We start from the raw sequence: 7,359 nt of genomic DNA, 5'->3' as shown, positions 1-7,359 counted from the left end.
GCCGCGGCCGCGCAGGGCGGCGCGGCGGCGGTGCCGCACCGCCGTACCGCGCGCCGGTCAGGCCGAGCCGGTGAGCACCTTCTCGCGCTCCGGCTGACCGGCCGGGACCGGGATCGTCACCGTGCCGGCCTCGGTGACCGTGTGCCGCCACAGGATCCGGCAGGCCATGAGGGTCGCCGCGATCAGCAGGCCGTTGCGCAGGAACAGCACGCCGATGCCCAGCCAGTCGCTCTGCGTCACGTGCGAGAACCAGACCGGGAACTCGAACTGCGTCACCGCCGTCGCCCACAGGATCAGGTACGCGGGCGTCCGCATCCGGCTGGAGCGGTACACCAGGCAGACCGCGGCGAGGCCGACCAGCCAGATCATGTACTGGGGGGAGATCACCCGGCTCGTGGCGGTGAAGAGCAGCACCGCGACGAAGGCCGCGTCGGCGACCGTCGAGGAGGTGAAGCGGCGCGCCCTGAACCGCCACAGCAGCAGCCAGCCGAAGGCGGCCACGGTCAGCGCCATCGCGCCCTTGGAGACCCAGGAGACGTACGGGCCGAGGAACTCGATCGAGCCGTAGTTCATCCGCGCCTCGCCGTCCCAGCCGAAGTGCCGGGCGACGTGGAAGACCATCGCGCCCAGCGACTCGACCTCGGTGCCCCGCTCGCTCTGGAAGGAGAGGAAGGCGAGACCGCCCGGCATCCAGGCCATGCACAGCGCCAGCACGCCCGCCGCCGTCCCGGCCGCCACCGGCCAGGAACGCCAGGTCGCCCGCCCCTTCGGGGTGCCCGCGAGGATCAGCGCCGGCCACACCTTGAGGACCGCGCCGAACCCGGCGAGCGCGCCGAGCACCCGCGGGCTGCGGATCGCGGCGAGCAGCCCCGCCACGGCCACGGCGGTGACCATGATGTCGTAGCGGGCGTACGCGGTCGGGCCCATCAGCGGCACCGCCGCCAGCCACAGCCACGCGCCGCGCATCGAGCGGCCCGGCCGGCCGCCCGTGTACACCAGGAGTCCGAAGACGGCGGCGTCGCAGAGGAAGGCCAGCACGAAGAACGCGGCCGAGTAGTTCAGGAACGGCAGCAGCGCGGGGGAGAGGATCGCGAGGGCCGCCGCCGGGGGGTACTGCCAGGTGACGTCGTCCTGCGGGTACGTGCCGGTCTTCAGGACCTCGTACCAGCTCTGGTAGATCTGCTCCACGTCACTGGTGACGTCCGGGCCCGGTACGACCACGATCCTGAAGACGCACACCAGCAGCACGATCCTGGTCAGCGCCCACAGACCGAGCGGGAGCCGCGCCTCTCGCAAGCGCGCGGCCGTGCGCGAGCCGATCCCCACTGCGCCCGTCATACCTGTCCTGTTCCTGTCCTGTCGGTCCGCTCGCGCGGAGGGGGGTGGTGCCGGGCGAAGGGTGCGACCGCGTGCCATCACGTACTGTCTGTCACGATGCACAAGACCCTGATCGTAACGAACGATTTCCCGCCCCGTCCCGGCGGAATCCAGGCGTTCCTGCACAACATGGCGCTGCGGCTGGACCCCGACCGGCTCGTGGTCTACGCCTCCACGTGGAAGCGAGGCCGCGAAGGGGCGGAGGCCACCGCTCTGTTCGACGCGGAACAGCCTTTCACGGTTGTCCGGGACCGCACCACCATGCTGTTGCCCACACCACGCGTCACCGCCCGGGCCACCGCGCTGCTGCGCGAACACGGCTGCGAGTCGGTCTGGTTCGGGGCCGCCGCGCCGCTCGGACTGATGGCCCCCGCGCTGCGCAGGGCCGGGGCGGAGCGGCTGGTCGCCACGACCCACGGGCACGAGGCCGGCTGGGCGCAGCTGCCCGCCGCCCGGCAGCTGCTGCGGCGGATCGGCGAGGGCACGGACACGATCACGTACCTCGGCGAGTACACCCGCTCCCGGATCGCCTCCGCCCTCACCCCGGCCGCCGCCGGCCGCATGGTGCAGCTGCCGCCCGGCGTCGACGAGAAGACCTTCCACCCCGGCTCCGGCGGCGACGAGGTCCGGGCCCGCCTCGGCCTCACCGACCGCCCGGTCGTGGTCTGCGTCTCCCGCCTCGTCCCGCGCAAGGGCCAGGACACCCTGATCCGCGCCCTGCCCCGGATCCTCCGGCGGGTGCCGGACGCGGTCCTGCTGATCGTCGGCGGCGGACCGTACGAGAAGGACCTGCGCCGGCTCGCCGCCGAGACCGGCGTGGCCGGCTCCGTCCGCTTCACCGGCGCGGTCCCGTGGTCGGAGCTCCCGGCCCACTACGGCGCCGGCGACGTCTTCGCCATGCCCTGCCGCACCCGCCGCGGCGGCCTCGACGTCGAGGGCCTCGGCATCGTCTACCTGGAGGCGTCCGCGACCGGCCTCCCGGTCGTCGCCGGCGACTCCGGCGGCGCCCCCGACGCGGTCCTCGACGGCGAGACCGGCTGGGTGGTCCGCGGCGAGTCCGCCGAGGACACCGCCGACCGCGTCGCCACCCTCCTGCTCGACCCGGCCCTCCGCGCCCGCATGGGCGAGCGCGGCCGCGCCTGGGTGGAGGAGAAGTGGCGCTGGGACCTGCTCGCGGAGAAGCTCAGGGACCTGCTGTGAACCACGGGGAAGGGGCCCGGCGCACGCGCGCCGGGCCCCTTCCCCGTGGACTCACTTGGCGTAGATCGCCTCGATCTCGTCCGCGAAGTCCTTCGCCACCACGTTGCGCTTCAGCTTCAGGGACGGGGTGATGTGGCCCGCCTCCTCGGTGAACTGGGAGCCCAGGACGCGGAACTTGCGGACCGACTCCGCCTTGGAGACCGCCGCGTTGCCGTCGTCGATCGCGCGCTGGACCTCGGCCAGGAGGTCGGGGTCCTCGCGCAGGGCGGCGGCCGTGGTGCCGGCGGGCTTGCCGTGCTCGGCGGCCCAGCGGCCCAGGAACTCCTCGTCCAGGGTGACCAGCGCGCCGACGAAGGGACGGCCGTCGCCGACCACCATGCACTCCGCGACCAGGGCGTGGGCGCGGATCCGGTCCTCGATGACCGCCGGGGCGACGTTCTTGCCGCCCGCCGTGACCAGGATCTCCTTCTTGCGGCCGGTGATCGCGAGGTAGCCGTCCTCGTCGAGGGTGCCGATGTCACCGGTGTGGAACCAGCCGTCGGCCAGCGCCTCGGCGGTCGCCGCCTCGTTGTTCCAGTACTTCGAGAAGACGTGCTCGCCGTGCAGCAGCACCTCGCCGTCGTCGGCGATCCGCACCACCGAACCCGGCAGCGGCTGGCCGACCGTGCCGATCTTCGGGCGGTCCCACGGGTTGAAGGCGGTCGCCGCGCACGACTCCGTCAGGCCGTAGCCCTCCAGGACGGTGAAGCCGATGCCGCGGAAGAAGTGGCCGAGCCGCTCGCCCAGCGGCGCGCCGCCGGAGATCGCGTACTCGCCGCGCCCGCCGAGCACCGCCCGCAGCTTCGAGAAGACCAGCTTGTCGAAGAGCTTGTGCTTGAGCCGCAGGCCGAGCGAGGGGCCCTGCGGGGTCGCGAGCGCCCGGCTGTAGGCGATGGCCGTGTGCGCGGCCTTGTCGAAGATCTTGCCCTTGCCGTCGGCCTGCGCCTTGGCCCGCGCCGAGTTGTAGACCTTCTCGAAGACGCGGGGCACGCCCAGGATCAGCGTCGGCCGGAAGGAGGCCAGCTCGTCGGTGAGGGTCTTGATGTCCGGGAGGCAGCCGAGGCGGATCGGGGCCATCACCGAGGCCACCTCAATCAGCCGGCCGAAGACGTGCGCGGCGGGCAGGAAGAGCAGCACCGAGGACTCGCCGGTGCGGAAGAGCGGCTTCAGGCGCTCCACCACGTTGCCGCACTCGGCGAAGAACGCCCGGTGCGTCAGCACGCAGCCCTTGGGGCGGCCCGTCGTGCCCGAGGTGTAGACGATCGTCGCCGGGTCGTCCGCGTTCGCCGCCGACATCCGGGCGTCCAGCGTCTCGTCGGAGACCTCCGCGCCGGCGGCCGTCAGCTTCGCGACCGCGCCGTCCTCGATCTGCCACAGCCCCTTCAGGGCCGGCAGCCCGTCCCGCACCGACTCCACCGACGCCTGGTGCGCGGCGGACTCCACGACCGCCAGCGAGGCGCCCGAGTCGCCGAGGATCCACTGGATCTGCTCCGGCGAGCTGGTCTCGTACACGGGCACGGTCACGCCGCCCGCGCTCCAGATCGCGAAGTCGAGGAGCACCCACTCGTACCGGGTGCGGGAGAGCAGCGCGACGCGGTCGCCCACCTCGACCCCGGCCGCGATCAGGCCCTTGGCGGCCCCGCGCACCTCGGCGAGGAACTCCGCGGCGGTGACGTCCGTCCAGCCGCCGGCGGCCTTGCGGGCCATCACGGCGACGTCTGGGTGCTGGGAGGCGTTGCGGCGGATGAGATCCGTCAGGTTGCCGTCCGAAGGGACCTCGTACAGGGCCGGAAGGCTGAACTCGCGCAAGACTGCTGCTCCTCATCGGGCTCCGGTGCCACGGCTCTGTGTGGATGCACCAGTGCGGTCCATGATCGGGCAGGTGCTCCGTGGGGGTGAGCACGACTGTGGACTGCCCGGACGTTACCCACCAGTACGTGGTTCCCGATAGGGGGTCCCGGTCAGATGTTCCGTGCGTCACACCAGCGTGACGGCCCTCTCCGCACAGTAGTCCACGGCTTTCCCGACTCCCAAGTAACCGCAGGTCCGACCCCCTAAGGTGGGGACATGCGAGTCCATGTGGTCAGCGACGTGCACGGCAACGCCGACGCCCTCGCCCGGGCGGGGGACGGCGCCGACGCCCTCATATGCCTGGGCGACCTGGTCCTCTTCCTCGACTACGCCGACCACAGCCGGGGCATCTTCCCCGACCTCTTCGGCGTGGCGAACGCCGACCGGCTCGTCGAGCTGCGCACCGCCCGCCGCTTCGACGAGGCCCGGGACTTCGGCCGCGCCCTGTGGGCCGGGCTCGCCGTCGACCGCGCGACCGCCATCGAGACCGCCGTCCGCCACCAGTACGCCGAACTCTTCGCCGCCTTCCCCACCCCCACCTACGCCACCTACGGCAACGTCGACATCCCCGCCCTCTGGCCCGAGTACGCGCGGCCCGGCACCACCGTCCTCGACGGGCAGCGGGTCGAGCTCGGCGGCCTCGTGTTCGGCTTCGTCGGCGGCGGCCTGCGCACCCCCATGCGGACCCCGTACGAGATCTCCGACGAGGAGTACGCCGCCAAGGTCGAGGCCCTCGGCGAGGTCGACGTCCTCTGCTCCCACATCCCGCCGGACGTCCCCGACCTCACCTACGACACCGTCGCCCGCCGCTTCGAGCGCGGCAGCCGCGCCCTCCTCGACGCCGTCCGCCGCACCCGCCCCCGCTACGCCCTCTTCGGCCACGTCCACCAGCCGCTGGCCCGCCGGATGCGGATCGGCGCCACCGAGTGCGTGAACGTCGGACACTTCGCGGCCACCGGCCGCCCCTTCGCCCTGGAGTGGTGACGGGGCCGCCACGGGGGCGCGATAGCCTTCCGTCGGCACGTGTGTGCCCTTTGTACGTCCGCCGGACCGCACAGTGGAGGAGCCACCGCGATGGCCGAACACACCAGCTCGAGCATCACCATCGAGGCGGCGCCGGCCGACGTCATGGGCGTGATCGCCGACTTCGCCCGCTACCCCGAGTGGACCGGTGAGGTCACCCGGGCCGAGGTCCTGGAGACCGACGGGGCCGGCCGCGCCGAGAAGGTCCGGCTGGTCCTCGACGCCGGCGCCATCAAGGACGACCACACCCTCGCGTACACCTGGACCGGCGCCCACGAGGTCAGCTGGACCCTGGTGAAGTCCCAGATGCTCCGCTCCCTCGACGGCTCCTACCGGCTCACCCCGCTCGCCGGCGACCGCACCGAGGTCACCTACCAGCTCACCGTCGACGTCAAGATCCCCATGCTCGGCATGATCAAGCGCAAGGCCGAGAAGGTCATCATCGACCGCGCCCTCGACGGCCTGAAGAAGCGCGTGGAGTCCGGCGCCTGAGCCCCGGCGGGGGCGCGGTAGCGTCACCCGCATGCGGATCATCCTCGTCACCGGAGCCGGCGGCGCCGGGCGCACCACGGTCGCCACGGCGACCGCCCTCGCCGAGGCCCACGCGGGCCGCCGCGTCCTGCTCGTCCCGGCCGGCGGCACGGACCCGGCCCCCACCGGCCCCGACGGGGACGCCGGCACGGACGCGGACCCGGGAACGACCACGGGCGCGGCCCCCGGCGCGGACGAGGCGCCCGCCGCCCCGTTCTGCGGCGAAGGGCCCATGGCCCCCCTCCCCGGCCCCGGGGACGCCGGACCCGGCACGGGCGCGGCCCCCGGCGGGCTCACCGTGCTGCGGCCCGACCCCGCCGGGGACTTCCGGCGGGAGTTCCTCGCGCTCCAGGAGCGGTCGGGGGCCGTCCTCGACCTCCTGGGGGCCGCGCCGTTCGAGGACGCCGAGCTCACCGAGCTGCCCGGCAGCCGCCAGTTCGCCCTGCTGCGGGCGCTGCGGGAGGCGGCCGCCGGGGACCACGACCTCGTCGTCGTCGACCTGCCGCCGCTCCGCGAGGCCCTCGCCGTCCTCGCCCTGCCCGAGCAGCTCCGCCGCTACCTGCGCCGGCTGCTGCCGCCCGAGCGGCAGGCCGCCCGCGCGCTGCGCCCGATGCTCGCCCAGCTCGCCGGCGTCCCCATGCCCGCCCAGTGGCTGTACGAGACCACCGCCCGGTGGGAGCGGGAGCTCGCCGCCGTCCAGGCCGTCGTCGAGGCCCCCGGCACCACCGTCCGGCTCGTCCTCGAACCCGGCCCCGCGGCCGCCGCCGCCCTCCGCGAGGCCCGCCTCGGCCTCGCCCTCCAGGGCCTCGCCCTCGACGCCGTGATCGCCAACCGGATGCTGCCCGCCGCCTCCGAGGACCCCTGGCTCGCCGCCCTGACCGCCCAGCAGCACCGCCACCTGGAGACCCTGCGCGCCGAGGCCGGGGACCTCCTGCACGAGCTGCCGCACCTCGGCCGCGACCCGCGCGGCCCCGAGGACCTCGTCCTGCTCGCCGCCGCGGGGAGCGGCCCGCCGCCCGCCCCCGCGCCCGCCGCGACCGTCGAGGACCGGCGCACGGAGGACGGCGTGCTCGTCTGGCACCTGCCGCTGCCCGGCGCCGTCAAGCGGGAGCTCTCCCTCGTTCGCCGGGGCGACGAACTGCTGCTCGGCGCCGGTCCCTTCCGCCGCACCCTGCCCCTGCCGCCCGCCCTGCGCCGCTGCACCGTCACCGGCGCCGGGCTCGTCGACGGCGACCTCAGGATCCGCTTCGCCCCCGACCCCGGACTGTGGCCCGGGCCCTCCTGACGCCCGTCCCCGGCGTGTACCGTCGAAGGGAGGATCCGAAGAGCGCGACGGAG

Annotated in this window: 6 protein-coding genes; 4 read left to right on the top strand and 2 right to left on the bottom strand. The window is 74.0% G+C overall.

Going from position 1 to position 7,359, the window contains the following annotated elements; translation table 11 throughout:
- Positions 1–57: 57 nt before the first annotated feature.
- Positions 58–1,338: a glycosyltransferase family 87 protein gene (locus tag AB0E83_RS25210; protein ID WP_362116102.1), complete on the bottom strand. Its 1,281-nt coding sequence runs from the start codon at positions 1,336–1,338 to the stop codon at positions 58–60.
- Positions 1,339–1,434: 96 nt separating this feature from the next.
- On the opposite strand from AB0E83_RS25210, the gene AB0E83_RS25205 reads away from it, so the two are divergent.
- A complete protein-coding gene (locus AB0E83_RS25205; protein WP_362116099.1) occupies positions 1,435–2,577 on the top strand; it encodes a glycosyltransferase family 4 protein in 1,143 nt (380 codons plus the stop codon).
- Between the two features lie 51 nt (positions 2,578–2,628).
- Here AB0E83_RS25205 and AB0E83_RS25200 read toward each other — a convergent pair whose 3' ends face one another.
- Positions 2,629–4,425 carry an AMP-dependent synthetase/ligase gene (locus tag AB0E83_RS25200; RefSeq protein ID WP_362116096.1) on the bottom strand — a complete coding sequence of 599 codons (1,797 nt, stop codon included), beginning with the start codon at positions 4,423–4,425 and terminating at the stop codon, positions 2,629–2,631.
- A gap of 258 nt (positions 4,426–4,683) precedes the next feature.
- Here AB0E83_RS25200 and AB0E83_RS25195 point away from each other — a divergent pair, with 258 nt between their 5' ends.
- From AB0E83_RS25195 to AB0E83_RS25185, 3 genes are all read left to right on the top strand, one after another.
- Positions 4,684–5,451, top strand: a complete 768-nt coding sequence (locus tag AB0E83_RS25195) for a metallophosphoesterase (protein WP_362116093.1) — start codon at positions 4,684–4,686, stop codon at positions 5,449–5,451.
- Positions 5,452–5,541: 90 nt separating this feature from the next.
- On the top strand, positions 5,542–5,982 hold the full coding sequence (locus AB0E83_RS25190) for an SRPBCC family protein (RefSeq protein ID WP_362116090.1): 441 nt from the start codon (positions 5,542–5,544) through the stop codon (positions 5,980–5,982).
- A 31-nt stretch (positions 5,983–6,013) separates the two neighbouring features.
- Positions 6,014–7,306, top strand: a complete 1,293-nt coding sequence (locus tag AB0E83_RS25185; protein ID WP_362116087.1) for an ArsA-related P-loop ATPase — start codon at positions 6,014–6,016, stop codon at positions 7,304–7,306.
- Positions 7,307–7,359 lie beyond the last annotated feature (53 nt).

The sequence above is a fragment of the Streptomyces sp. NPDC035033 genome (genome assembly GCF_040636735.1).
Taxonomy (GTDB): domain Bacteria; phylum Actinomycetota; class Actinomycetes; order Streptomycetales; family Streptomycetaceae; genus Streptomyces.
This window is presented reverse-complemented; position numbering and strand designations above follow the sequence as displayed.

Bases quoted from the DNA above. Each gene is read 5' to 3' on its own strand.
- AB0E83_RS25210 (WP_362116102.1), bottom strand. From the start codon at position 1,338: ATGACGGGCGCAGTGGGGATCGGCTCGCGCACGGCCGCGCGCTTGCGA.
- AB0E83_RS25205 (WP_362116099.1), top strand. From the start codon at position 1,435: ATGCACAAGACCCTGATCGTAACGAACGATTTCCCGCCCCGTCCCGGC.
- AB0E83_RS25195 (WP_362116093.1), top strand. From the start codon at position 4,684: ATGCGAGTCCATGTGGTCAGCGACGTGCACGGCAACGCCGACGCCCTC.
- AB0E83_RS25190 (WP_362116090.1), top strand. From the start codon at position 5,542: ATGGCCGAACACACCAGCTCGAGCATCACCATCGAGGCGGCGCCGGCC.
- AB0E83_RS25185 (WP_362116087.1), top strand. From the start codon at position 6,014: ATGCGGATCATCCTCGTCACCGGAGCCGGCGGCGCCGGGCGCACCACG.